Source organism: Streptomyces vilmorinianum (assembly GCF_005517195.1).
Lineage (GTDB): Bacteria > Actinomycetota > Actinomycetes > Streptomycetales > Streptomycetaceae > Streptomyces > Streptomyces vilmorinianum.
In genome coordinates, this window is sequence record NZ_CP040244.1 from 5,155,754 (window position 1) to 5,180,253 (window position 24,500).

Below are 24,500 nucleotides of genomic sequence, written 5' to 3' on the forward strand. Positions count from 1 at the left end.
GGACGGAAGGCCGCCGACGAGTGGCCCTCCTGCCACCGATCGCGGGTTTTGTGCCACACTCCCCCGCATGCCGCCGTTCCTGAGCGTCGCCGCCTACGCCCCGCCCCGCGTCGGCATGCTCGCCGTCGGTCTCGTCGCCGAGGTCTTCGACACCCGCGCCGCCGGACTGCCCCGGTTCGACTTCGCTCTCTGCACCGACCGGCCCGGGCAGGTCACCACCGACGTCGGGGTCCCGCTCGCCGTCGAGCACGGGCTCGACCGGATCGCGGCCGCCGATCTCGTACTCGCCCTGCCCTGGGCCGACTTCCGCACCCCGCCGCCGCCCGCCGTGCTCGACGCGTTCCGTGCCGCGCACGCGCGCGGAGCGCTGATCGGGGCGCACTGCGTCGGCGTGTTCGCGCTCGCCGCCGCCGGGCTGCTCGACGGCCTGCGGGCCACCACCCACTGGCGGTTCGCCGACCTGCTCTCCCGCCGCCACCCGTCCGTCACCGTCGAGGCGGACGCCCTGTACGTCGACGAGGGCCGGATCCTCACGGGCGCGGGCGCCGCCGCCGGGTTCGACCTCTGCCTGCATCTGCTGCGACGGGAGTACGGGGCGGCCGCCGCGAACGCCGCGGCCCGCGACCTCGTCCTGCCGCCGCACCGGGACGGCGGGCAGGCCCAGTACCTGGCCGCGCCCGTCCCCGAGGACGGCGAGGACGAGCGGCTCGCGGACGTCCTCGCCTGGGCCCGCGCCCATCTCCACGAGCCGCTGCCCGTCGCGGAGTTGGCCCGGCGCGCGCTGATGAGCCGACGCTCCTTCGCCCGCCGGTTCACCGCCGCGACGGGTACGACGCCGCACGCCTGGGTGCTCGGCCTGCGGCTCGGCCGGGCGGAGGAGCTCCTGGAGACCACGGACCTGCCCGTCGAGGAGATCGCCCGGCTGGTCGGCTACGGCTCCGCGGCCGTCCTGCGCGAGCAGTTCGTCCGCCGCCGGGGCGTACCGCCCCGCACGTATCGCCGTACGTTCACGCGGACCTCGTAGACGGGTCGAAGCGGCTGCGTACGGTCACGAGCGGGCGGAGGCCGGATGGGTCTCGTACATCCGCACCGCGACGAGGAGGCCGGATGCGGCGGTGAGGGCGGCGACGGCCCAGATCGCGGTCGTCAGGCCGTAGGCGCCGGCGAGGGCTCCGGCGAGGAGGGCGCCCACCGCGAAGCCGCCGTCGCGCCACAGGCGGTAGACACCGACGGCGCGCGCCCGCCAGGCGGGGTGGGCGACGTCGCCGATGACGGCGAGGAGGGTGGGGTAGACGAGCGCGGTGCCGATGCCGAGGAGGAGTTGGGCGAGCGCCCAGGGGCCGAAGGTGGTGGACAGGGCGACCAGCGCGATGGCGGCGGCCTGGAGGAGCATGCCGGCGGTGATGAGGTGTTTGCGGCCGATCCGGTCGGACCACCAGCCGGTCAGGAGTTGGCCCGCGCCCCAGACGGCGGGGTAGAGGGCGGCGAGGACGCCGATCCGGGCGATGGACAGACCGTGGGCGGCGAAGAGCAGGGGGAAGATGCCCCAGGCGAGGGCGTCGTTGAGGTTGTTGACCATCCCGGCCTGGCTGGCGGCGGACATGGCCTTGTCGGTGAAGCTGGTGCGGCGGGTGATGGCGGCGGTGGTCAGCGCGGTGTCGGCGGCGGACCCCACGGGGTGGCGGGCGGCCTCGGCACGCGCGTGTGCGCGGGTCTCGCGGACGACGAGGGTCGAGAGGCCGAGGCCGAGGGCGGCGTAGGCGGCGCCGAGGAGGAAGGGTTCGGGCCGGAGTCCGTAGTGGGTGGCGAGGGCGCCGGTGGCCAGGGAGGTGGCGGCGACCGCGACGTATCCGGCGGCCTCGTTGAAGCCCATCGCGAGTCCGCGCCGCCGCGGCCCGGCCAGGTCGATCTTCATGATGACCGTGGTGGACCAGGTCAGGCCCTGGGAGGCGCCGAGGAGGATGTTGGCGGCGACGATCCAGGCCCAGGTGGGCCCCCAGGCGAGCATGAGGGGCACGGGGAGCGCGAGGAGCCAGCCGGCGATGAGGACGGGCTTGCGGCCGTAGCGGTCGGAGAGCGTGCCGGCGAAGAAGTTGGTGGCGGCCTTGGTGGCTCCGAAGGCCAGGATGTACGTGAGGGAGAACGCGGAGGCGGCCAGGTGGAAGACCTGGTCGGCGAGGAGCGGCAGGACGACGCGCTCCTGGCCGAGCATGCCGCCGACCAGCGCGTTGACGGCGACGAGCAGGGCGAACTGCGCGAGGTTGGCGCGCAGTCCGAACCGGATGCCGTCGTGGTGGGTGGTGGTGCCGGCGCTCACGCTCCTTCCTCCAGCGGACGTCCGGTGGCCCGCGCCCAGTCGCCGGGCCCGCCGGCGAGGACCGCGAGGCCGTCGTGTCCGGCGCGCCGCAGGAGGCTGGCCGCGGTCATCGCGCGCTCGCCGTGCGCGCAGGCCACGACCGCGCCGGCCGGGGCGTCGTCGGTACGGGCGGGCAGCCGGCCCAGTTCGATGCCGGTCGCGCCGGGGATGTGCCCGGCGACGTGCTCCGAGCGCTGCCGGATGTCGAGGACGGGGCGGTCGCCGATGCGGTCGGCGGTGAGGAGGTCGAGCGTCCGCACTTCCCCTCCCGCGGCGGTCCAGGCGGGCATGGGGAGGTGGCCGGCCAGCCGTTCGTATCCGATCTTCAGTGCCTGCCAGGCGAGTTCGTCCAGATCCTGCCCCGGGGCGGTGAGGAAGACGAGCGGGGCGTCGTCGGGCAGCAGCCACCCCAGCCAGGTGGCGAACTGGGCGCGCAGGGCGATCGAGAGCGCGCCGGGGACGTGTCCCGCGGCGAAGTCCGCGATGGGGCGTACGTCGACGAGGTGAGCGCCCTGGCCGGCGAGGGCCCGCACCTCGTCCGGGGTGAGCGTGGCGAGCGCGAGCCCGGGGGCGGCGGGGAGGACGGCGGGGCCGCGGCGGTTGCGCTCCGCCAGGCGGTCGAAGTAGGCGGGGTAGGTGCCGAGGCTGCCCAGCAACTCCCGTACGAAGGTGTCCTCGTCGGGTGCGGCGAGCAGCGGGTTGGTCCGGCGCTCGGCGCCGATGGTGCTGGTGCGCTCCGAGCGCGGCGGGGCGGAGCAGAAGGAGCCGGCGCCGTGCGTGGGCCAGACGGCTGTCGCGTCGGGCAGCTCGGCCAGTCGCCCGAGCGAGCGGTACTGGGCGCGGGCCAGCTCCTCGGCGCGGTCGGCGCCCAGCAGGTCGGTGCGGGCGGCGGCGCCCACGATCAGGGAGCCGCCGGTGAACACCCCGAGTTCACGGGCGCCGTCCAGGAGCAGGAAGGCGAGGTGCTCGTCCGTGTGGCCGGGGGTGGCGAGCGCCCGCAGGGTCAGCCCGCCGAGGTCGACCTCGTCGCCGTCGGCCAGCGCGCGGTGGGGGAAGGCCCGTCTGCCGGCGGCGGAGGCGAGGACGGTGGCCCCGTCGTCGTGGGCGAGCTGGACGGCGCCGGAGAGGAAGTCGGCGTGCAGGTGGGTGTCGATCGCGTACGCGACCGTCAGCCCGCGTTTGTCGGCGACCGCGCGCAGGGCGCGCAGGTCCCGGCTCGCGTCGACGGCCAGGGCGCGGCCGTCGCCGAGGTCGACGAGGTAGGCACTGTTGCCGAGCCCCTTGTCGACGAGCGGTGTCAGATGATCGTCGGCGAAGTCCATGGCGTCCTCCACTGGGCGGCACTGGCCGGCACGGGGCGGGGTCGCTTCAACCCCCACCTCCTAGATACAATATTCCATGGATTTATGGAGAAGAGGTATTCGGCATGGGAGACCCGGCACGCAAAGCCGCGCTGTACGAGGCTTTCGCCCGCACCGGCAAGGCGCTGAGCAGCGGAAAGCGTCTGGAGCTGCTCGATCTGCTCGCCCAGGGAGAGCGGCCGGTGGACGCGCTCGCCAGGGCCGCCGGGCTGAACCTGACCACGGCCTCGGCCCACCTGCAGACCCTCAAGCAGGCCGGCCTCGTCGCCACCCGCCGCGACGGCGTACGCATCCACTACCGGCTCGCCGGGAACGATGTGGCCGCCCTCTACGCCCTGCTCCGCCAGGTCGCCCGCAACCACCAGGACGCCGTCGAACCCGCCCGCAGCGCCTACCTGGGCGCCGAGGACTCCGAGGCGATCGACCGCGACGACCTGATCGCCCGCGCCCGCTCCGGCGAGGTCGTCGTCCTCGACGTCCGCCCCGCCGAGGAGTACGCGGCCGGCCACATCCCCGGCGCCCTGTCCATCCCGGTCGAGGAGCTCGCCGACCGCGTGGCCGAACTCCCCGAGGACACGGAGGTCGTCGCCTACTGCCGTGGCGCCTACTGCGTCCTCGCCCACGACGCCGTCCGCCTCCTCCACGCGCGCGGGCGCAGGGCCGTACGCCTGACCGACGGCATGCTGGAGTGGCGCCTGGCCGAGCTGCCGGTGGACACGGAGGCCGCCGCCTGATCGCAGACGGGCCCCGGCCCTCCACGGACGGACGGACCGGGGCAGGACGACGAGTCCGCGCGCTCACCAGCGGTACCAGCGTCCCCCGCCACTGCGCATGAGGAAGCCCAGCAGCCACAGCACCAGGACGGCGATGGCGATGAACCAGAGGACGTCGGCCGCGAACCCGGCTCCGAAGAGCACGAGGATCAACACCAGTACGAGAAGAAGCGGGACCATGGCGGCACCTCCGCGGCAGGGGGTCGCCCGGCCTTCGGGCGGGCCCCGGCAGACGGGCGTGTGCCCCGATCGGCTCGTCTCATGTGCGGGTCGTGTCCGGCCGTCGCGATTGTGGCCCCCCGGGCCCGGGTAGTCGCGGAGCGACACGTCCACGACCGGTGGACGCGACCCGACGACCGGCACTGCCGCCGGGAAGGCCGGTGGGCACGGTGACACGCGACGCGGCGCCGAAGGCCGCGGCGGAGGAGGACGGTTACGACGCCGGTCCCTACCTGCCGCCGCGCGGTGGGCTCCCCGCGCACCGCAAGGCCGCCGCCGAGTGCCGCGGGTGCCCCCTGCACCGGGACGCCACCGAGACGGTGTTCGGCCGCGGTGACCCCCATGCCCGCTTGCTCCTCGTCGGCGAGCAGCCCGGCGACCAGGAGGACCGCCAGGGGGAGCCCTTCGTGGGCCCGGCGGGCCGTCTGCTGTCCAAGGCCCTGCGCGAGGCGGGCGTCGACGAGGAGGGCGTGTACCTCACCAACGCGGTCAAGCACTTCAAGTTCACCCGCAAAGGGCCCGGCAAGCGCCGGATCCACAAGGCGCCGAGCCTGCGGGAGACCCTGGCGTGCCGACCGTGGCTGGAGGCGGAGCTGCGGCTCGTCGCCCCCGAGATGGTCGTGGTCCTCGGCGCCACGGCGGGCCGGTCCCTGCTCGGCCCTTCCTTCCGCGTCGGTACGGACCGGGGGATGGTGCGGCCGCTGCCCGATTCCGAGGACATCCGGTGCGTCGCCACCGTGCATCCGTCGGCCGTTCTGCGGGCGGACGACCGGGAGGCGGCGTACGCGGGCCTCGTGGCCGATCTGAGGACCGCGGCACGCGCGCTCTGAAGGGCCGCTCTGAAGGGCACAACGCGGGGTCAGCCCTCCACGCCCGTGGTCAGGTGTGCGGACCCGACGGGCTTGGACTCCGGGGATCCGCGCTGGCGCAGATAGACCGAGAGGATCACCATCGAGGCGACGGCCAGGAGCTCGGACTGCCAGTTCTGGAGCGTACGGTTCCAGAACTCCGCGGAGGTGACGTACGTCCCCCAGGAGACCGGCGGCTGGAGGTCGCGCAGCTGCTCCTCGTTGTACGTCACGCGTCCCGTGACCGACTGCGCGAGCCACGACAGGACGAAGACCAGGCACATGACGACGCCCAGGGAGCGCGAGTACAGCGCCTGCCGCAAGCCGCCCGCCGAGGCGGAGCGCGGAGAGTCCGGGGTGGCGTACGCGCCGACCTTCTGTTCCTCGTCCGACTCCACGCCGATCCTGTCGAGCGGCTTCGACTCGGGCGAACCGCGCTGCACGAGCCAGACGGTCCCGAAGATGTAGAGGAAGAACTGCAGGAACTCCGACTGCCAGTTCTCGGTCACGTCCACCATGAAGTCCGAGGTCAGGACGTAGTCGCCGACCTTGATCCGTGGCAGGCCCCGCGCCTCGAGCAAGGTGTTGAGCTCCGCGCAGCCGGCGACCGCCTGGCCGGCCAGGACGAGCAGGAATCCGGTGCCGAAGGCCAGGGTCAGCCCGTTCTCGCGCAGGAACCGCGTGCCCGCCCTCACCGCTGCAGCAGCCCTACGGTGAAGGCGTGGGCGAGGCCGCCGCAGAGCACGACCAGGCAGAGGACGAAGAGCGCACGCACGGTCAGTCCCCCTTCACGGCACAGCGGTCCGGCCGCCCGGGCCGAGGTGTGCAGCCGGCCGCGGTGATCTTCCAGCCGTCCGGGAAGGACGCCAGGTAGAGGTGTCCCGCGCCGAGCACGACACGGGCCTGGGAGCCGAAGACATCCGTCCGCACCGGAACGGTGGGGCTCGGCGGTTCGATCCGCAGCTCGGCCAGCGCGGTGGCGCACGGCTCCTGTTCCTCCAGCTCCTCGCGGGTGCTCGGCGCCAGGGCGTCACAGGCCCGGCTCGGGTCCGGGGCGTGCAGCTCCGCCACGAAGGCCAGGGCCGCCGCCTCGGCGGATCGGGCCCGGCCTTCGACTCCGGCGCATCCCACGAGCCCCACGAGCAGCGCGGCCGAGAGCGGAGCGGCGGTGATCAGACGCATGAGCGGAGCATGCAGGGGCGGCGCACCGACCGGGCGCGGGCCCGGTCCGACACGCGGCGGATTGGCCCGTAGAGCCCACTGGAGCGCCGGTACGGCCCGAGCGCCGTCCCCGCCGCGGCGCTCGTAGGCTGATCCACTCGTACGACCGCGCTCTCCACTCTCCGGAAAGGCCGTCACATGCCCGTCATCGCCCTGCTGTCACCCGAGCCGAGTCCGGGCCGGTCCGCCCTGGGACGCCTCGCGGCCGCCGTCACCGGTGTCCTCGGGATCCCCGCGGAGGACTGCTGGGTGACGTGGCAGCAGATCGATCCCGACGCGGTGCACCGCCCCGAGTGGCAGGGCTCGGGGCCGTACTCCCCCGTGGGCTTCCTCACCTGCGAGGAGTCCTGGTCGTCGGAGACCGTCGAGCTGCTGCTGCGGGCGGTGCGCGAGGAGTTGGGCGAGGTGTCCCTCGCGGTCCGCCGCGGCGATCCGGGCGAGCTGCTGATCCGGGGGAACGCCGCGGCCGATGTCGTCGCGCGTCCGGTGGGGCGGGTGGTCGGCGGTCGTGGCGAGGTCTACGACGACGCCTGGGGGGAGGTGTCCGCGGTGATCCGTCTGGACGGGGCGCGGTTCACTGAAGACGCGCTGGCCGGCCTCGACGCCTTCTCGCACCTTGAGGTGGTCTACCACTTCGACCGGGTGCCGCCCGAGAAGATCGAGACCGGCGCCCGCCACCCGCGCGGCAACACCGACTGGCCGCGGGCCGGCATCTTCGCCCAGCGCGGCAAGAACCGTCCCAACCGGATCGGCGTCTCGCGTTGCCGGCTGGTCGGGACCGAAGGGCTCGACGTCCATGTGACCGGTCTCGACGCGGTGGACGGCACCCCGGTCCTCGACATCAAGCCGTACATGGCCGAGTTCGGCCCGATCGGCGAGGTGACCCAGCCGGCCTGGGCCACCGAGATCATGCGCCGGTACTACTGACGCGGCTCGGGCGGCGCGGGCGGCCCGGCCTCGGGTGAGGCCGCCCGCAGGTCGGCCAGGAGCTCCGCCTGGCCGGCCAGTACCCCGGACAGGATCGCCCGGGCCACCTTCAGCAGCTCCGCGACCCGCGGATCGGTCAGGGCGTAGTGGACCGTCGAGCCCTCGCGGCGGGTGACGACGAGGTTGGCCCGGCGCAGCACGGCGAGTTGCTGGGAGAGATGGGCCGGCTCGACGGCCACGACGGGCAGCATCTCGGCGACGGCGTGCTCCCGCTCGCTCAGCAGTTCCAGGACCCGGATGCGTACCGGATGCCCCAGGGTTTTGAAGAACTCCGCCTTCAGCTGGTACAGCGGCGCGCTCACAGAGCCACCCCTCCGCGCGCGCGGCCCGCCGTAGGGGCGCACGACCACCGTCGCGCCGACACCGTGCTTCGCATCCACCTGGACCTCTGTTCCATGGGGATATCCTCGCGCCCTCACTGTCGGGTGGTGACGCGGGGTGGGGACGGGGAGTTCACCTGCCGGGCCACTCGTCGCTGCACCACTCGCGCTGCCGCCGCTGTTCGCCGTGGCTGTGGTGGGCGGCGAGCGCCGCGGGCAGGTCGCAGTGGACGGGGATCAAGGGGTGGTCGCCCGTGGGGACGAGGGAGCCGTCGGCGGGGATCGCGGCGAGTTCGAGGCTGCGGCCCTCGGCGGCGAGACGGCGGGCCGCGTCGGCGACGGCGAGCTGGCCGCCGGCCGACCAGCCGCGCAGGCTCGTGAGATCGAGGATGACCGGCCCGGCGCCGCGCGCCAGGGCCCACCCGACCGCGCCGGTGAAACGCCCCACGGCCTCGGCTCCCAGGAATCCGGCCAGGGACAGAACGCCCAGGTCCTGCTGGATGGTGTAGCGCCACTCGATCGTCATCGCGGTTCTCTCGTGCTCGTGTGCGTGCTCGTGCTCGTGTGCGTGCTCGTGCTCGTGTGCGTGCTCGTGTCCGTGTCGGTGTCCGCCGGCCCGGCCGTCACGCGGACACCCCCGTGCCCAGGCGGTAGCCGCTCACCGTCTGCGGCGTGATGCGCAGCAGCGTGTCGTGCGGCCCGTACGCCCAGCCGGGCAGGGTCCGCAGGTAGTGCGCCGCCTCGGCGGGGTTGTCCACGAGTTCGGCCGGCCCGGTGACGGTCACGCTCCAGCCGGTGCCGGCGGGCAGCCGGATCTCGTCCGCCTCGTAGCTCAGCGGACCCCGCCCGGTCACGAGATCGGCCTGTATCGGGGCCCGTACGATCAGCCGGCCGTACTCCAGCACGTGCACGGCGGGGCGCAGGACGGGCTGTTCGCGGCGGGGGCAGAGCAGGCGGCCGTGCGTGGCGCCTTCGAGCAGCCAGAGCGCTTCCGTGCCCGTGACGTCGACCATGCGGCGGCGGGTGGGGTGGGTCATCGTGCGGCTTCCTGGGCGGTGTGGGTCTTGTTCGGGGCGGGGAGGGCGGGGAGGACGCCGGTGCCCTGGAGGTGGGCGCGGGCTCCCGCGATGGCCTCGGGGGTCGTGGCGTACTCGCGGCCCTCCAGGCGCAGCAGGTCCAGCGCGCCGACGGATTCGAGCACCTGCCGCTGACCGGGCCGTATGCCGGAGGTCATGACGGCGATGCCGCGGCGGTCGAGCTTCTCCACCGCGTCCTTGAGGACGAGGGCGCCCGTGGCGTCCATCGTGGTGATCCGGGACATCCGCAGGATGACGACGCGGACGTCGGCGACCTCGGTGAGTTCGAGGAGGAAGCGGTGGGCCGCGGCGAAGAACAGCGGGCCGTCGATCCGGTAGGCGACGATGTGCTCGGCGAGCAGGGCGTGTTCCTCGTCGCTGTGCTCGCCCGGCAGGTCGGGCCGGAAGTCCACCTGGTCCATCCGTGCCTGCTTGGCCACGGCCCGCAGGGCGAGGGCGCCCGCGACGACGAGGCCGATGATCACCGCGTAGACGAGATCGAGGGCGAGGGTGGCGACGGCGGTCAGGACGAGGACGACTCCGTCGGCGCGCGTGGCCTTGGCCATCGCCCGCAGCGCGCCCACCTCGACCATGCGGATCGCGGTGGCGAGCAGCACGCCGGCGAGGGCGGCGAGCGGGATCTTCGACACGAGCGGCGCGGCGGCGAAGACGATGACGGCGAGGATCGCGGCGTGGGTGAGGGCGGCCAGCCGGGAGGAGGCGCCGGTACGGACGTTGACGGCGGTACGGGCGATGGCCGCGGTCGCGGGGACGCCGCCGAACAGCGGGGCGGCCAGGTTCGCCACGCCCTGGCCGAACAACTCCCGGTCCGGGTCGTGCTGCTGGCCGACGGTCATGCCGTCGGCGACCGTGGCCGACAGCAGCGACTCCAGCGCCGCCAGGGCGGCGACGGCCACGGCGGGCGCGAGCAGCGAGCCGAGCGCGGAGAGGTCGAGGAAGCCGAGGGACGGCGCGGGGAGGCCGGACGGCAGGTCCCCGATCGGCGCGGCGGCGTCGAGGTGGAACGCCTGAGCCACGACGGTCGCGGCGATCACCGCGACGATCGAGAACGGGATCGTCGGCCTCCACCGGGCCCCGAGCAGCATGACCAGCGCGACGCCGGCGGCGAGGGCGAGCGCCGTCCAGTTCGGGGTGCGTACGAACTCCTCGACCGCGCGCCAGGTCACGACGAGGACGCGCTCCCCCTCGGGCTTGGCCACGCCGAGCGCGTTCGGGACCTGCTGCAGGAAGATCACGCAGGCGATGCCGAAGGTGAAGCCCTCCACGACGGGTGCGGGGATGTAGCGCATGTACGTCCCGGCCCGCGCGAGTGCGAGCGCGATGAGCAGCAGTCCGGCAAGGAGACCGACCGTCAGCACGCCACCGGGCCCGTACTGCGCCACGATCGGCACGAGCACCACGGTCATCGCCCCGGTCGGACCGGAGACCTGGAGGTTCGAGCCGCCGAACAGCGCGGCGAGCGCGCCGGCGACGACGGCGGTGGCCAGGCCGGCCTGGGCCCCGAGCCCGGAGGACACCCCGAAGCCGAGCGCGAGGGGCAGGGCCACGATGGCGACGGTCAGCCCGGCCAGCAGATCCCGCCGCGGGTTGCGGGCCATCGCGGCGAGATCCGCCCGTACCGGCAGCAGCGCGCGGACCCGGCTCCACACCGGCCGCAGGGGCGTCCTCACGAGGCCGCGCCCTCGGTCTCGCGCAGCTCGGCCAGGAGCTCGTTCCGCCCGGCCAGCATCTCCGTGAGGATCCGCCGCGCCGCCTGCATCAGATCCGTCACGTCACCGCCGGCCAGGGTGTACACCACCGTCGCCCCCTCGCGGCTGGACCTCACGATCCCGGACCGCCGGAGCACCGCGAGCTGCTGCGAGAGGGCCGACGGCTCGACCTCGATCTCCGCGAGCAGATCGCGTACGGGCATGGGCCCGTTCTGCAGCAGCTCCAGGACCCGGATGCGGACGGGGTGTCCGAGCATCCGGAAGAACTCGGCCTTGGCCTGGTACAGCGGAACGGGCACGGGCGCGGCCTCTCCTCGCGGTTGCCTGCGAACACGACAACCCCAGGATGTAACGAATTGCAGAATTATGCAATTCGTTGACCGGTCAGTGGGACGCGCCCCCGAGCTCGTCGAGCGCGCGCAGGATGTCGGTGGGCTCGGCCCGGGTCGTGTAGTCGGTGTTCACGAAGGCCCACCGCACGATGCCGTCCCGGCCGATGACGAAGGTCGCGGGGAGCGGAAGGGTGCGGGCGTGGCCCGCGTTGGCGCGCTGGAGGTCGATGCCGAAGCCCTCGTACACGCCGGCCAGGTCGTCGGGCAGGTCGAAGGCGAGTCCGTACTGCTTGGCGACGTCCGAGCCGACGTCGCTCAGGACGCCGAAGGCCAGGTCGTGCTTCTCGGCCAGCGACAGCGACTCGTCCGGGATCTGCGGGGAGACCGCGACGAGCCGGGCGCCGCGGGCGGCGATGTCTCCGTGGTGCTGCTGGAGCGCGCGGAGGGCGAGGTTGCAGTACGGGCACCAGGAGCCCCGGTAGAAGGTGAGCACCACGGGCCCGGCGGCCAGCAGCGTCTTCAGGGCGACCGGGTCCCCTTCGGCCGCCGGGAGGCTGAAGTCGGGGGCGGTGTCGCCCACGTTCACGGCGCGCTCGGCCTGTCCGGAGTCGGCGAGCTCCTGGCCCGCCCGGTCGATGATCTCCCGGATGTGCGCCGGGATGTGCTCCTGGCGGCTCTCGTAGAAGGCGCGCAGTTCCGCGTTGAGGCTCATGGGGCTTCCTCCCAGATATCTTGAAACGACCGTTCCAAGATAGCGGCGCACCCGTCTCCCGGCCAGAGGTATCTTGGAACTGTCGTTACAGGATGAGGGGCGAGCCATGCCGGACATCAAGCACTTCGATCCCGACGCGGCGCTGGACACCGTGGTGCGGCTCTTCTGGAAGCAGGGCGTGGCCACGACCGGCGTCCAGGACATCGTCAACGCGACCGGACTCAACCGCTCCAGCCTGTACGCCACCTTCGGCGGCAAGCAGCAGCTGTATCTGGCGGCCCTGGAGCGCTACGTCGACGAGCGCTCCCGGCCGGTGCTCGGCCGCCTCGCGCAGGACGACCGCGGGCTGCCGGCCGTGGAGGAGTTCTTCACGAACCTCATCGACATGCGCTGCACCGGCGAGTACGCCCGGTGGGGATGCATGATCTCCAACGCCCACGCGGGCGCGGAGAACGACGAGGCGGAGGTCCGCGCCGTACTGGACCGGCAGCACCACCGCCTGCGCGACGCGCTGCGCGACGCCCTCGCCGTGGCGCGGGCCAAGGGCCAGCTCGGTGAGGCCGCGGACCCCGAGTCGGCCGCCGACGTCCTCGCCCTCCTCGCGCACGGGGTGAACCTGCGCTCCCGCGCCGGCGCGGACCAGGAGCGGCTGCGCCGGACCGTCGACGCGGCCCTGGCCACGATCGCCGGCCGCGGCCCGGCCGGCGCCTGACCCTCGCGAGGGCGGACACCGGCCACCGACAGACCGACAGACCGACAGACCGTCGGTCTGTCGGTCCGTCGGTCCGTCCTACGCCGGCTGCCGCTCCTGCTCGGACCGGTCCGAGCCCGACCGGTCGGAGCCCGACACGTCCGAGCCCGGCGCGTCCGAGCCCGACTGGTAGATGTCGGGGATGCCGTCGGCGTTGTCGTCCCGGTTCTCCTCCTCGTACAGGCGCCGGTACACGCGGTTGCGGCGGCGCAGGAGGAAGGCCGCGAGGACGGCGGCGGTCAGCGAACCGATGAGGACGGCGGCCTTGATGTGTTCGGCCGCGGCCGGGTCGGGGAAGGCGAGTTCGCCGATGAGGAGGGCGACGGTGAAGCCGATGCCGGCGAGGACGGAGAGTCCGAAGACGTCCGCCCAGGCGAGTTCGGGGTTGAGCCGCGCCCGGGTGAAGCGGGCGGCGAGGTAGGTGCCGAGGAAGACGCCCAGGATCTTTCCGACGAGGAGCCCGGTGACGACGCCGAGGGACTCGGGCTCGGTGACGACGTCCAGGAGGGCGGAGCCCGAGATGCCGACGCCGGCGGCGAAGAGGGCGAACAGGGGGACGGCGACGCCCGCCGAGACGGGGTGGACGAGGTGCGCGACGCGCGCTCCCGGGGAGGCTTCCTCGCCCTTGTCGCGGGTGGTGCGCAGGATCAGGCCCATGGCGACTCCGGCGACGGTGGCGTGGACACCGGAGTTGTACATCAGGGCCCAGATCGCGACGCCGAGCGGCACGTACCACCACCAGCCGCGCACCCGCAGCCGCTGCAGCGCGTAGAAGAGGCCCAGGCCGGCGAACGATGCCGCGAGCGCCCAGAAGTCGAGGTCCGAGGTGAAGAAGACGGCGATGACGAGGATCGCACCGAGGTCGTCCACGACGGCGAGGGTCAGCAGGAACGCCCGCAGGGCCGCGGGCAGATGGGTGCTGATGACGGCCAGGACCGCGAGGGCGAAGGCGATGTCCGTGGCCATGGGTACGGCCCAGCCGTCGAGGCTTCCGCCGGTCCCGGCGGCGACGAGCGCGTAGAGCGCGGCCGGTACGGCCATGCCGCAGAAGGCCGCGATGACGGGCAGCGCCGCGGTGGCGGGGGTGCGCAGCTCGCCCACGACGAGTTCACGCTTGAGCTCGATGCCGGCGACGAGGAAGAACAGGGCGAGCAGGCCGTCCGCTGTCCAGTGGCCGACCGAGAGGTCGAGTCCGAGTGCCGGTATGCCGAAGTGCGCGTTGCGTATCCACTCGTACGTCTCGCTCCAGGGGCTGTTCGCCCAGAGGAGCGCGACGACGGCGGCGCCGAGCAGCACGAGTCCGCCGACGGTCTCCGTGCGCAGGGCCTCGGCGACGGCCTGGCGTTCGGGCCAGGGCAGCAGTCCGAGGACCACCTTGCGCGGGCGTGCCTGTGTCACGGGGCGTGACTGGGTCATGGGGAGGATCCTCCGGGGCGTGTCGTCGAGCGGGCACACGGGCCCCTCGGACGCCGACCAGACTTCCCGGCACACCAACGCCGTCTTGACGCGTTCTTGGCACCCTATCGGGTGACCGGGAGTCTCACCAGGGCGTCTTTCACCTGCTGAAACGCTGAAACGGGCGAGAGGGCCCGCCCCCACCAAGGTGCGCGGTGGGGGCGGGCCCTTTCGGAAACCGGGCCGCCGGGGCGGTCAGACGGAGGCCTTCACCGGCTCCTCGTCGGAGTCGGCCTCGTCCGGCAGACCGGCGTCACGCCGGCGGACGAACGCCAGGAAGGAGTCGAGCTCCTTCTTGACGATCGGGGCCAGCAGGTAGAGGCCGATGATGTTGATCACGGCGAGCAGGAAGAGGACCGAGTCGGCGAGGTCGATCAGGGTGCCCAGGGACATCAGCGAGCCGAGGACCACGAAGGCGGAGTACAGGACCTTGAAGGTGATCTCGCTGGCCTTGCTGCGGCCGAACAGGTGCGACCAGGCCTTGAGGCAGTAGTAGCCCCAGGTGATCATCGTGGAGAAGGCGAACAGCAGGACCGCGAGGGTCAGCACGTACGGGAACCACGGCATCACGGTGGCGAAGGCGTCCGCGGTGATGGTGACACCGCCGATGCTCTCACCGGCGCGGGCGTCCAGCCAGCTCTGCGGGCTCGCGATGACGATGGTCAGCGCGGTCATGGTGCAGATGACGACCGTGTCGATGAACGGCTCCAGCAGGGCGACCAGGCCCTCGCTCGCGGGGTGCTTGGTCTTGACCGCGGAGTGGGCGATCGGCGCGGAGCCGAGGCCGGCCTCGTTGGAGAAGGCGGCGCGCTTGAAGCCGACGATCAGCGCACCGATGATGCCGCCGGCGACACCCTTCGGGCTGAAGGCCTCGGTGATGATCATGGAGATGGCGGACGGCACCGCGGAGGCGTTGGCCACGATGACGACCAGGCAGGCGACGATGTAGATGATCGCCATGGCCGGGACCAGACGGCTGGTGACCGAGGCCACCGAGCGGAGTCCGCCCAGCAGGACCAGGCCGACGAGGGCGGCGACCAGGATGCCGAAGAACAGGGCGAAGGTGGAGGAGCCGCCGCCGAAGACCGGGAGGGACGCCAGCAGGGTGTAGCTCTGGTTCGCCTGGAAGAGGTTGCCTCCGAAGAGGCCGAAGAACAGGACCATGAAGGCGGCGAGGCCGGCGAGTACCGTGCCGACGACCTTGCCGTTCTTGCCGAAGCGCTCGGTCATGCCCTTGCGCAGGTAGTGCATCGGGCCACCGGACACGGTGCCGTCGGCGTGGACCTCGCGGTACTTCACACCGAGGGTGACCTCGACGAACTTCGTGGCCATGCCGAGCAGACCGCAGAGGATCATCCAGAACGTGGCACCCGGGCCACCGATCGAGACCGCGACGGCCACACCGGCGATGTTGCCGAGGCCGACCGTGCCGGAGACGGCGGCGGTCAGCGCCTGGAAGTGGTTGACCTCGCCGGCGGAGCCCTTCTCGTCGTATTTGCCGCGCACGACGTCGATGGCGAGCCGGAACTTGCGTACCTGGACGAAGCCGAACCAGCCGGTGAAGACCAGGCCGGCGACGACGAGCCAGGCGACGATGAGGGGCAGCTGCGTACCCGCGACGGGCACGGAGTAGAAGACGATCTCGCCGAGCCAGGTGGCAATGGGTTCGAAGAACCCGCTGACGGCCTTGTCTACGGACTGGGTGATGGAATCGAGTGACACGTTGGGGTCCTCAGGTGGCGCAGGACCGGCGCGCGGGAGGCTACGCCGGTGAGGAGTGCGGTCTGTGAGCGAACGCCGTTGTCCGATCGGCGACCCGGGGCGGCACCGTCCGCGGACTCGGACAGTGATCACCCTGGTCGTGCTGACCGGTGCGTGCCGGCCACTTCGCGGGATGACACTGGGTCGTGCCACCTGCGAAGTTGCGCATTCCTACCACGACTCACCCAGCCGTGCGCGTGACACAGATCACATGACGTAAAGTGATCTACAGAAAGCCCAGCAAGCGTGACCCGACCGTTATCCGGACACATACATCCGTTCACAGGACACGCATATCTGCTGGTCAGGAGTATGCCGCGTTAGAGACCTGTCCTTCCACCCGGTCGCGCGAGCAGATGGCGGGGGTCCGCGGCACGCGTGATCGCCGCCTCGACGGCCGTGATGCGCTCGGCCAGCAGACCGAGCGCGGCGATCGCGCGGCCCAGCGGATCGTCCTCGGCGCCGCCGAGCGCCCCGGCCCGCCGGTAGGCGGCGGTGACCTCCGCCCAGCGGGCGGCCTGCGGCCCGGTGAGGGTGCCGCGGAGCTCGGCGAGCTTCAGGAGATTGGCCTCGGCCTCGTCGGTGAGCGTCTGGGCCTCGGCCGCGTAGTGGTCGTCGATCGCGGCGGTGAGTTCGGCGTCGTTCATGGCCGGCGAGATACGGGCCACGATCTTGTTCATGTTGCGGTACGAGCCCTGGAGCCGGAAGGGCGGTTCGGTCCTGGCCGCGTCGGACTGCGCGGCGGAGGCGATGTACGCCGCGTTGACCGCGAGGACCGTGGCGCGGGCGGTCAGCAGATGCCGCAGGACGGCGAGGATCCGGTCGAACTCGGCGGGCGCGTAGGAGTGGGTCAGCCGTTCGCGGCGCGCCGTCGGGTCGCCTTCGGCGAGACGGACGAGGAGTTCCAGGTCGGCCCGGTCGCGGCCGGCCAGCGGGGCGAGGGCCGGGTGGGAGGTCAGGGCGTTCTCGACGAAGCTGAGGGCGAAGGCGTCCTCCTTGCCGGTGAGCACGTCGCCGAGGTTCCACACGTCGGCGCGGTTGGCCAGCATGTCGGGGAGACGGAAGCGCTGCCCGGTCTCGGTGTAGGGGTTTCCGGCCATGCAGACGGCGAAGCGCTTGCCCCGCAGGTCGTGCCCGTTCAGCGTGCGGGTGGCGTCGCAGAGCGGGATGAACCTCTGCAGGAACTCCGGCGAGCAGTGCTGGATGTCGTCCAGGTACAGCAGGACGTTGTTGCCCGCCTCCAGGGCGAAGGCGATCTTCTCCAGCTCCCGGCGGGCGGCGGCGCCCCTGGCCTCGGCGGGGTCGAGCGAGGTGGTGTCCTGGCCGAGGGCCGGCCCGTCGACCTTGACCAGGAGGAGCCCGAGGCGCTCGGCGACGTACTCGACCAGCGTCGTCTTGCCGTACCCCGGCGGAGAGAGGAGCAGCAGCAGGCCGTGGGAGTCGGTCCGCTTGGCGTCGCCGACGGCGCCGAGCTGCTTGGCGAGGTTGTCGCCGATCAGCGGCAGGTAGACCTCGTCGACGAGCCGGTTGCGCACGAAGGACGACATGACGCGGGGCCGGTGGTCGTCCACCCGCAGCCGGGCCCGCTCGGCCGCGACGAGTTCCGTGCGAAGCCGCTGGTAGTGACGGAATCCGGGCACGTCCTCGCCGGCGAACTCCTCGGTCCTTGCCAGGAACTCGTCCAGGCGCAGCCCGAGGGCGCCCGCACGCACCCGGGGGTGCGTGCCGAGGAGCCCCGTGACCTGCGCCGTGGTCGCGGCGTCGGCCTCGTACCGCTCCAGCGCCGGGCACAGCTCGACGGCGACGGCCTCGGCGAGCACGCCGTCCTCGGGCGACTCCCCCGACGACGACGCGTAGGACGTGAGCCAGGCCTCGACGAGCTGGCGGCGTGCGCCCGTCTCCGTCAGTACGGCGAGGTCCTCGTCGTACGCGGGGCTTCCGACGGCCCGGCGGAACTTGTCCAGGAGGGTGCGGGCCGCGTCCGAGAGCGCGAAACCGTCCGGGCCCGCCGCCAGTTCCTCGACGAGGTACGCGGCGGCCGTCCGGTCGCCGATCTCCCCGGCCAGCTCCTCGCGCAGCCCCTCGACGGCGGACGCGGCACCGAAGACGTCACGGGCCCGGGTGAGGGAGACCGCGCGCCGGGTCCACTGCGCACGGGCCTCCGGGGTGGTCTCGTGCGCCCAGAAGATCTGGGCGGCCGCCCGGGCCGCTCCCGGGTACCGCAGCAGCCCCGCCTCCTGGCTCAGCCGCAGCACCGCGCCCAGGATCCGCGCCGCGTCGTGGTCGTGGACCCCGCGCTCGTATCCCTCGTCCGGGGCGGCCTCGGCCGCCTTCCGTACGAGGGCGGGGTGGTCGGCGCCCGCGAGGCCGTCGACGCCGTGCTCGGCGAGGAGCCGGGCGGCCAGGTACTCGGCGCGGTAGACCTCCGGCGACTCGGAGGGCAGCGTCCGGTTCCAGTACCGCCGGGTCGCCGCGAACTCCGGGTCGGTGACCGGCGCGCGGTAGTCGGTGCCCGTCAGCGCGAACGCGAGGGTGTCCTCGTACGGTACGAGGGACAGCTCGGGGGCCTGCCGGTGGACGGCGAACCGGTGGCGGCCGAGGCGGAGCGTGGCGCCGTCCGTCGAGAACAGGTCGGTACGGTCCCGCAGCGCCCGCCCCGCCTCCTGGCGGACGGCGGCCAGCCGGCCCTCCAGCTCCTCCGCCCTGACCTGGTCGCCCAGGTCGCGCAGCTCGGCCACGGTGCGGCGGACCTTGGTGACCATGGGGTCGGAGGCGAAGTACGTCTGTACGTCGTCGGGTCCCGCGAGGGTCGCGGCCCGCCGGGCGATCGTCCCGAGGACCCGGCCCGCCGACTCGGCGAGGCGTTCGCCGCGCCGGGCGCGGGCGTCCTGGAGCGACTGCCGGCGCGCGGTGAACGCGTCGTGGATCTCGGTCCGCTTCTCGGCGAGGCCGGCGAGGAAGCCGTCGTGCTCGGCGAACCGGGACTCGAGGGCGTCCAGCTGGAGCAGCAGCCTGCCGAGTTGGTCGTCGCAGTCCTCCGGTGTCGTGGCCGCCGCCAGCGCACCGGTGACCGCCTGGCCGAGCAGGGCGAGCTCGGCCGCGTACTCGGCGCGCCCCTCCCGGTCGAGCAGTTCGGTGCGGCGGGCGACGAGGACGGCCCGGGCGCGGTTGACCGCACCGAGGACCTCGGCGATCCGCTCCAGGATGGCGGTGCGTACGGTCGCGTCGCCGATGTCGAGGCCCGCGATGGTCTCGCTGAGCGCCCGGAGTCCTTCGGCCTGCGCGTCGACGCGCTCGCCGAGGGCGCCGGCCTCGGCGACGGTGGCGGCCTGCCCGGCCTCGGCGGCGAGCCGCTCGGCCTCGTCGTGGTGAACGGTGAAGGCGTCCTCCCGGCGGAGGAACGCGACGGCCCGCCGGCCGACGGAGACGATCTCCGCCTCGACGTCCCGGGAGAGGGCGTCGATGCCGTCGGTGTCGGCGTACCGCATCTCCTTCAGCGTGGCCGCGTGGCCCTTGGCCCGGCGCAGTTCGGTGATCCGGGAGATCCACTCCTCGGCCGTGGCGGGGGCCTCGCCCCGCACCCGCCGGACCAGCCGGGCGAGCTGCCGGGACGCCTCCTCCAGCGCCTCGGCCGCCTGCCGGGTGAGGGTCGTCACGGTCTCGAACTCGTCGAGGACCTGCGCGGCGGTCTCGCGCACCGCGGTCAGCGGGGTGCGCAGGTCGCCGGTCTCCGGGTCGCCCAGCCAGTGGTGGACGTCGGCCGCCCGTACGCAGGCGGCGACCAGCGCCTGGTACACCTCGCCGGTGGGGGTGGACTCGGTGGCCTGGCGGGCGATCGCGAGGCAGTCGGAGACGCCCCGGACCAGATCGGCGTTGCCGATGCGGGCCAGCGGACCGCTGCCCAGGGGCTCCACGTGGGTGTCGGCGACGAACGGGGTCTGCCAGATCTGCACCGGGTGCACCCGGCCCGGCTCCTCCTCCTCGGCGCGCAGCACGACCATCGTCCCGTCGTCGAGGAGCGCGTATCCGCGGCAGGAGAGGGGGCTGGCGACCTCCTTGCGGATCACGTTGTAGGCGAGGAGGAGGCAGCGGCCCTCCGTGGGGGCGCGGAAGACGAAGAGGAGGTCCTCACCGGTGGGCGAGCGCATCCCGCGCTCGAACTCGAGCCCGGCCGTGTCCGTGGCCGTGTCCGTGCCGAAGGCTTTCACCGTCCCCGCGGCGAGGCAGTAGCCGCCGGGGAAGACGATCCCCTGCTCGTCGGGCAGCCGGAGGCACGCCTGTCCGATGCCGTCGAGCCTGACCACGGTCCCCGTCAGCGCGTTGAAGACGAGATACCGCCACGCCTCCTCCTTGTACGGGCGGACGCGGACCAGGACGAGAGGGCCCACGCTCGCGTACGAGACGTCGGCGTCGGCCAGGGACTGCAGGGGTTCGGCGACGGGCTCGGAGTGGATGCCGTCGCCGGTCTCGGTGTCGTTCTCCGTCTTCACGGTGAGCGACCCGCCGACGGTGGAGACGAAGAGGCGGCCGTCCAGCGAGATGTGCGGGTGCCGGCCGGGGATGTGGTCGTCGCGGGTGGTCTCCACCCAGTCGATGTCGTGGGAGGGCGGGAAGACGTGGTCGCGCTCCCCCTGGGCGTCGAGGAACCGTGTCCGGCCGGACGGGTCGACCGACCAGCGCAGCACGCGGACGTCCTCGCTCCGCTCCCCGGTACGGAAGACGGCGAGGAGCCGGCCGTCCGTGCGGCGCAGCCGGAGCAGGCGAGCGTCGCGGAAGTACCGGTGCAGGGCGGTGAACTCCCGTACGAACGCGGGGTCGTCCAGGAGCCCGGGCACCGCGTCCTCGGGCAGTGGGGCCAGGTCGCGGTCGTACAGCGCGAACACCTCGGCGACCGGGGGCTCGTCCCGTCCGGCGAAGGACGTGGAGGAGCCGACGAGCAGCAGGTCGCCGACGGCGACGATGTCCCTCGGTACGCGGGCCTGCTCGCTGCGGACGCGGTCGGTGCCGGTGAGGCGGAACTCGCCGGTGCCGAACTCGGCGGTCCGGGCCTGGTTCAGGGCCTCGGCGCGCCGGGCGAGCTCGGTCGCCTGCGCGGTGAGGCGGTCGCGCAGTACCGCGTACGTGTCCTGGTCGATACCGGCACTCATCTTCGTTCCGCTCCCTCGTACCGTGATGAAAAAGACGGGTCCGGTGCCCACAACCCCCGTGTGCCGGCACCGGACCCTTGACCGCTCCCCCCGGGGCGGTCAGCTCTTGGCGGCGCCGTTCAGCCCGCTGGTCCGCGCGATCTCCGCGATCTCCGCGATCTCCGCCGATCCCGCGTCGAGTACGCCAGACTTCATGAGCTTGGCGAGCAGCGCGGACACGCTGAGGTTCTGCACATCGGCGGTCGAGAGCGAGCCGAGCACCTTGGTCAGGTCCTCGGTGAAGGAACCGGACCCGTTCAGCCAGGGGCCGGCGAGGGCCTGCGCGGTCTGCGAGGAGTCCATGAAGCCGTCCACGGACTTGCCGAGCGCGATCGACTGCACGAGGCGGTCGAGGAAGACGGACTCGCCGCCGACGATGTTGATGTCCGCGTGCTCCAGACCGGTGGCCAGGACCGTGGCCTGCGCCTCGGCGACCTGCCGCTGCACCTCGAGTCCGGCGAGACGGATGTCCTTCTCGGCCTCCAGGCGCAGCCGGTACTCCTCGTGGGTGCGGGACGCCTCGTCGAGGGCGGCCATCGCCGCGGCCTTCTCGGTCAGACCGGCGGCCTCGGCCTTCAGCTTCTCGCCGATCGCGGTCGCCTCGGCCAGCGCCTTCTCCCGCGTGCCGATCGCCTCGGCCCGCAGCCGGGCCTCCGTCGCCTCGGCCTCCGCCCGGCCGGCCTTCTCGATCGCGCCGGCCTCCTTCTCGCGCACCTGGACGGCGGCGAGTCCCTCGGCCGCGGCCTCCGCCTGGACACCCTCGGCGAGCCGGATCTTGGCGCGGGCGTCCATGTCCGCGGCCTTGTGGCGGGCCTCGGCGAGCGTGAGCTCCTCGGCCGCGCGGTGGACGGCGGCCTGCTCGGCGGCCTCGGCGGCCTTGATGTCCTTGACCAGCCGCTCCTGCGCCTGGCCCTCGGCGGCGATGACGAGGGCCTGCCGCTCGCGCTCGGCCTCCTCGACCGCCCGCAGCCGCTTGATCGACTCCTCCTGCTCGGCGACCGTACGGTCCACGGCCACCCGCTCGCGGATCACCTCGGCGATCTCACGGCGCTCGGCCTCGAGCTCCTTCTCGGCGGCGATCCGGGTGAGTTCGGTCTCCCGGTCCCGGGAGATGACCTCCAGGAGCCGGTCCTTCTCGATCCGCTCGTTCTCGATGGCGATGACCCGCTCGCGGTTCTTCTGCGCGACCGCCACCTCACGGGCCTGGTTCTCGCGCTGGACGCCGAGCTGCTCCTCGGTCCTGAGGAAGGCGCTCTGCGCGCGCAGCCGCTCCTCCTCCACCACCCGGGCGGTCTCGGCCTCCTCCCGGGCCCGTACGGTCTCGATCTCACGCCGCTGCTTGATCTCGGCGTCCGTCTGCCGGCGCTCCAGCTCCAGGATCGCCTCGCGGGCGTCGACGTTCTGGCGGGTGATCTCCTTCTCCTCCGTGCGCTGGAACTCGTTGGTGCGCACGTGCTCGATGGCGGTCAGCTCGGTGATCTTCCGGATGCCCTGGGCGTCCAGGACGTTGGACGGGTCGAGCTGGCTGAGCGGGGTCTGCTCCAGGTAGTCGATCGCGGCGTCCTCCAGGCTGTAGCCGTTGAGGTCGATGCCGATGATCTCGATGATCTTGAACCGCAGCTCCTCGCGCTTGGTGTAGAGGTCGATGAAGTCCATCTGCTTGCCGACCGTCTTGAGCGCCTCGGAGAACTTGGCGTTGAACAGCTCCTGCAGCGTCGACTGGTCGCTCGCGCGGGCGGTTCCGATCGCCTGGGCGACCCTGATGACGTCCTCGACGGTCTTGTTGACCCGTACGAAGAACGAGATCCGGATGTCGGCGCGGATGTTGTCCCGGCAGATCAGTCCGTCCCGGCCCGTGCGGCTGATCTCGATCGTCTTCACCGAGATGTCCATGACCTCGGCCTTGTGCAGGACCGGCAGGACCACTTGTCCGGTGAAGGTGACGTCGACCTTCCGCATCTTCGACACGATCAGCGCCTTGCCCTGCTCCACCTTGCGGAACAGCCGGCTGATCACGAACAGGAGGGTGACGGTGACGAGCAGGACAACGGCGACGAGCACGCCGATGCCCAGGGTGATGGCATCCATGAGAAGACCCCGTGTGGTGAGAAGGGTGGAGGAGGCGCGAGCGCTCAGGCGGCTCGGTCCGGGTCGAGCGCCGCGTCGAAGGTCGCTTCGAGTGGCGTGTCGAGGGACGCGACCCCGGGTTCGTCGGGGGAAGGCTTCGCCGGCGGGCGAAGGGCCCGGGTCGTGATCCACCAGGCGGCCGTCGGCGCGAGCACGAACAGGGCGCCCTTGAGGAGGAACAGGCCGGGCGGTTCGGTACGCGCCAGGGCGACGGAGCCGGCCAGACTGAGCAACCACGCCAGGGCGATGCCGACGGAGAGGGACACCGAGGCGGGCACTCTCCCGAGGCGCAGGACGTCGGCGTCCAGATCGGCGTCGAAGCCGTCGTGGTCCGCGATCCCGCACAGCACCAGCAGCCAGAACCCGGCCACGACGACCAGCGCGGCGGTGAACACGACGGTGGGGAAGGCTGCGGCGGCGGACAGGAACTCGCTCTGCATCTGTCCCCTCCCCCACGTGGCGCACTTCCGGAACCCGGAAGCAAGCACTACGCCTGCCCTCCGGTAACCCCATCGTGGCAGCGAGGGACACCCCGGCGCATTGCCGGAATCCGGCAATCTTTACGGCGCCATGATGCCGAACGAGCGCCGCTGGACGCGCGCGAGGCCGGCGGCGTACGCGAGACCGCGTACGCCGCCGGCTTCCTGTGGCGGGCGCTTCAGGGCCTGGTCAGCGACCGGCCAGCGCCTTCAGTGCGAGGTTGAGCTCGAGGACGTCGACATGGGGCTCGCCGAGGAAGCCCGCCGTGCGGCCCTCGGTGTGCTGCTCGACCAGCTCGGCGACCTGCCGCTCGGTCAGTCCGTTGGCCTCGGCGACCCGCTCGACCTGGATCCGCGCGTACTCCGGGGAGATGTGCGGGTCGATCGCGGAGGCGGAGCCGGTGACCGCGTCCTTGGGGACCTCGGACTCCGGTACGCCGTTGAAGGCCGCCACCGCCTTCTTGGTGTCCGCGACGGTCTTGGTCAGCTTGGCGTCGGAGGCGCCGAGCTGGCTCGATCCCGTGGCCAGCGGGTCGTAACCGCTGTTCGACGGGCGGGGCTGGAACCACTTCGGGTCCGGCTTGTCGGTGCCCTTGATGTTCCAGGTCTGGCCGATGAGTTCGGAGCCGATCTCCTTGCCGTCCGCCTTCACGATCGAGCCGTTGGCCTTGTCGTTGAACAGGCCCTGGGCGATGCCGGTGACGGCGAGCGGATAGACGATCCCGGTCACGACCGTGAGCACGAGCAGCATGCGCAGCGCGGCCCAGACCAGGCGTCCCGTGTTTGCTACGGAGTTGTTCATGGCG

At 72.6% G+C, this 24,500-nt stretch carries 22 protein-coding genes; 5 read left to right on the top strand and 17 right to left on the bottom strand.

The window, feature by feature from the left end:
- Window positions 1–67: 67 nt before the first annotated feature.
- Window positions 68–1,024, top strand: a complete 957-nt coding sequence (locus FDM97_RS24030; RefSeq protein ID WP_254705740.1) for a GlxA family transcriptional regulator — start codon at window positions 68–70, stop codon at window positions 1,022–1,024.
- Between the two features lie 24 nt (window positions 1,025–1,048).
- On the opposite strand, the gene FDM97_RS24035 is transcribed toward FDM97_RS24030, so the two are convergent.
- A complete protein-coding gene (locus tag FDM97_RS24035; RefSeq protein WP_137992564.1) occupies window positions 1,049–2,317 on the bottom strand; it encodes an MFS transporter in 1,269 nt (422 codons plus the stop codon).
- On the bottom strand, window positions 2,314–3,678 hold the full coding sequence (locus FDM97_RS24040; RefSeq protein ID WP_137992565.1) for an MBL fold metallo-hydrolase: 1,365 nt from the start codon (window positions 3,676–3,678) through the stop codon (window positions 2,314–2,316). The genes FDM97_RS24035 and FDM97_RS24040 overlap by 4 nt, the downstream gene beginning before the upstream one ends.
- 104 nt (window positions 3,679–3,782) lie before the next feature.
- Here FDM97_RS24040 and FDM97_RS24045 point away from each other — a divergent pair, with 104 nt between their 5' ends.
- Window positions 3,783–4,451 carry an ArsR/SmtB family transcription factor gene (locus FDM97_RS24045; RefSeq protein ID WP_137992566.1) on the top strand — a complete coding sequence of 223 codons (669 nt, stop codon included), beginning with the start codon at window positions 3,783–3,785 and terminating at the stop codon, window positions 4,449–4,451.
- A gap of 63 nt (window positions 4,452–4,514) precedes the next feature.
- Here FDM97_RS24045 and FDM97_RS24050 read toward each other — a convergent pair whose 3' ends face one another.
- Window positions 4,515–4,670 carry a hydrophobic protein gene (locus FDM97_RS24050; protein ID WP_137992567.1) on the bottom strand — a complete coding sequence of 52 codons (156 nt, stop codon included), beginning with the start codon at window positions 4,668–4,670 and terminating at the stop codon, window positions 4,515–4,517.
- A gap of 200 nt (window positions 4,671–4,870) precedes the next feature.
- On the opposite strand from FDM97_RS24050, the gene FDM97_RS24055 reads away from it, so the two are divergent.
- A complete protein-coding gene (locus FDM97_RS24055; RefSeq protein ID WP_254705741.1) occupies window positions 4,871–5,539 on the top strand; it encodes a UdgX family uracil-DNA binding protein in 669 nt (222 codons plus the stop codon).
- Between the two features lie 29 nt (window positions 5,540–5,568).
- Here the strand turns inward: FDM97_RS24055 and FDM97_RS24060 are convergent, their stop codons facing one another.
- Both FDM97_RS24060 and FDM97_RS24065 read right to left on the bottom strand, forming a co-directional pair.
- Window positions 5,569–6,252: a DUF6766 family protein gene (locus tag FDM97_RS24060; RefSeq protein ID WP_137992568.1), complete on the bottom strand. Its 684-nt coding sequence runs from the start codon at window positions 6,250–6,252 to the stop codon at window positions 5,569–5,571.
- 82 nt (window positions 6,253–6,334) lie between these two features.
- Window positions 6,335–6,739, bottom strand: coding sequence for a hypothetical protein (locus FDM97_RS24065; protein ID WP_137992569.1), 405 nt, complete (start codon window positions 6,737–6,739; stop codon window positions 6,335–6,337).
- A gap of 483 nt (window positions 6,740–7,222) precedes the next feature.
- On the opposite strand from FDM97_RS24065, the gene FDM97_RS24070 reads away from it, so the two are divergent.
- Window positions 7,223–7,705: an SAM-dependent methyltransferase gene (locus FDM97_RS24070; protein WP_137995001.1), complete on the top strand. Its 483-nt coding sequence runs from the start codon at window positions 7,223–7,225 to the stop codon at window positions 7,703–7,705.
- Here the strand turns inward: FDM97_RS24070 and FDM97_RS24075 are convergent.
- The 6 genes from FDM97_RS24075 to FDM97_RS24105 form a co-directional block, all read right to left on the bottom strand.
- Complete coding sequence (locus FDM97_RS24075) at window positions 7,699–8,067, bottom strand: ArsR/SmtB family transcription factor (RefSeq protein WP_137992570.1); 369 nt, start codon at window positions 8,065–8,067, stop codon at window positions 7,699–7,701. The two genes, FDM97_RS24070 and FDM97_RS24075, sit on opposite strands and share 7 nt — an antisense overlap.
- A 151-nt stretch (window positions 8,068–8,218) precedes the next feature.
- Window positions 8,219–8,611 (bottom strand): STAS domain-containing protein, encoded by a 393-nt coding sequence (locus FDM97_RS24080; protein WP_137992571.1) that lies wholly within the window; start codon window positions 8,609–8,611, stop codon window positions 8,219–8,221.
- A gap of 97 nt (window positions 8,612–8,708) precedes the next feature.
- Window positions 8,709–9,122: a pyridoxamine 5'-phosphate oxidase family protein gene (locus FDM97_RS24090; RefSeq protein ID WP_254705742.1), complete on the bottom strand. Its 414-nt coding sequence runs from the start codon at window positions 9,120–9,122 to the stop codon at window positions 8,709–8,711.
- Complete coding sequence (locus FDM97_RS24095; RefSeq protein WP_137995003.1) at window positions 9,119–10,780, bottom strand: SulP family inorganic anion transporter; 1,662 nt, start codon at window positions 10,778–10,780, stop codon at window positions 9,119–9,121. The genes FDM97_RS24090 and FDM97_RS24095 overlap by 4 nt, the downstream gene beginning before the upstream one ends.
- Before the next feature lie 68 nt (window positions 10,781–10,848).
- Window positions 10,849–11,190, bottom strand: coding sequence for an ArsR/SmtB family transcription factor (locus tag FDM97_RS24100; protein ID WP_137992572.1), 342 nt, complete (start codon window positions 11,188–11,190; stop codon window positions 10,849–10,851).
- Window positions 11,191–11,275: 85 nt separating this feature from the next.
- Window positions 11,276–11,935, bottom strand: coding sequence for a peroxiredoxin-like family protein (locus FDM97_RS24105; RefSeq protein ID WP_137992573.1), 660 nt, complete (start codon window positions 11,933–11,935; stop codon window positions 11,276–11,278).
- 106 nt (window positions 11,936–12,041) lie between these two features.
- On the opposite strand from FDM97_RS24105, the gene FDM97_RS24110 reads away from it, so the two are divergent.
- Window positions 12,042–12,647: a TetR/AcrR family transcriptional regulator gene (locus FDM97_RS24110; protein WP_137992574.1), complete on the top strand. Its 606-nt coding sequence runs from the start codon at window positions 12,042–12,044 to the stop codon at window positions 12,645–12,647.
- 78 nt (window positions 12,648–12,725) lie between these two features.
- Here FDM97_RS24110 and nhaA read toward each other — a convergent pair whose 3' ends face one another.
- The 6 genes from nhaA to kdpC form a co-directional block, all read right to left on the bottom strand.
- Window positions 12,726–14,102, bottom strand: a complete 1,377-nt coding sequence (gene nhaA / locus FDM97_RS24115) for a Na+/H+ antiporter NhaA (RefSeq protein ID WP_137992575.1) — start codon at window positions 14,100–14,102, stop codon at window positions 12,726–12,728.
- 234 nt (window positions 14,103–14,336) lie between these two features.
- Window positions 14,337–15,863, bottom strand: a complete 1,527-nt coding sequence (locus FDM97_RS24120; protein ID WP_137992576.1) for an alanine/glycine:cation symporter family protein — start codon at window positions 15,861–15,863, stop codon at window positions 14,337–14,339.
- Between the two features lie 359 nt (window positions 15,864–16,222).
- Window positions 16,223–21,049 (bottom strand): DNA repair ATPase, encoded by a 4,827-nt coding sequence (locus FDM97_RS24125; protein ID WP_137992577.1) that lies wholly within the window; start codon window positions 21,047–21,049, stop codon window positions 16,223–16,225.
- Between the two features lie 99 nt (window positions 21,050–21,148).
- A complete protein-coding gene (locus FDM97_RS24130) occupies window positions 21,149–23,176 on the bottom strand; it encodes an SPFH domain-containing protein (RefSeq protein WP_137992578.1) in 2,028 nt (675 codons plus the stop codon).
- Window positions 23,177–23,220: 44 nt separating this feature from the next.
- Window positions 23,221–23,655, bottom strand: a complete 435-nt coding sequence (locus tag FDM97_RS24135) for a hypothetical protein (protein WP_137992579.1) — start codon at window positions 23,653–23,655, stop codon at window positions 23,221–23,223.
- 229 nt (window positions 23,656–23,884) lie between these two features.
- Complete coding sequence (kdpC, locus tag FDM97_RS24140; protein ID WP_137992580.1) at window positions 23,885–24,496, bottom strand: potassium-transporting ATPase subunit KdpC; 612 nt, start codon at window positions 24,494–24,496, stop codon at window positions 23,885–23,887.
- Between the last annotated feature and the right edge of the window lie 4 nt (window positions 24,497–24,500).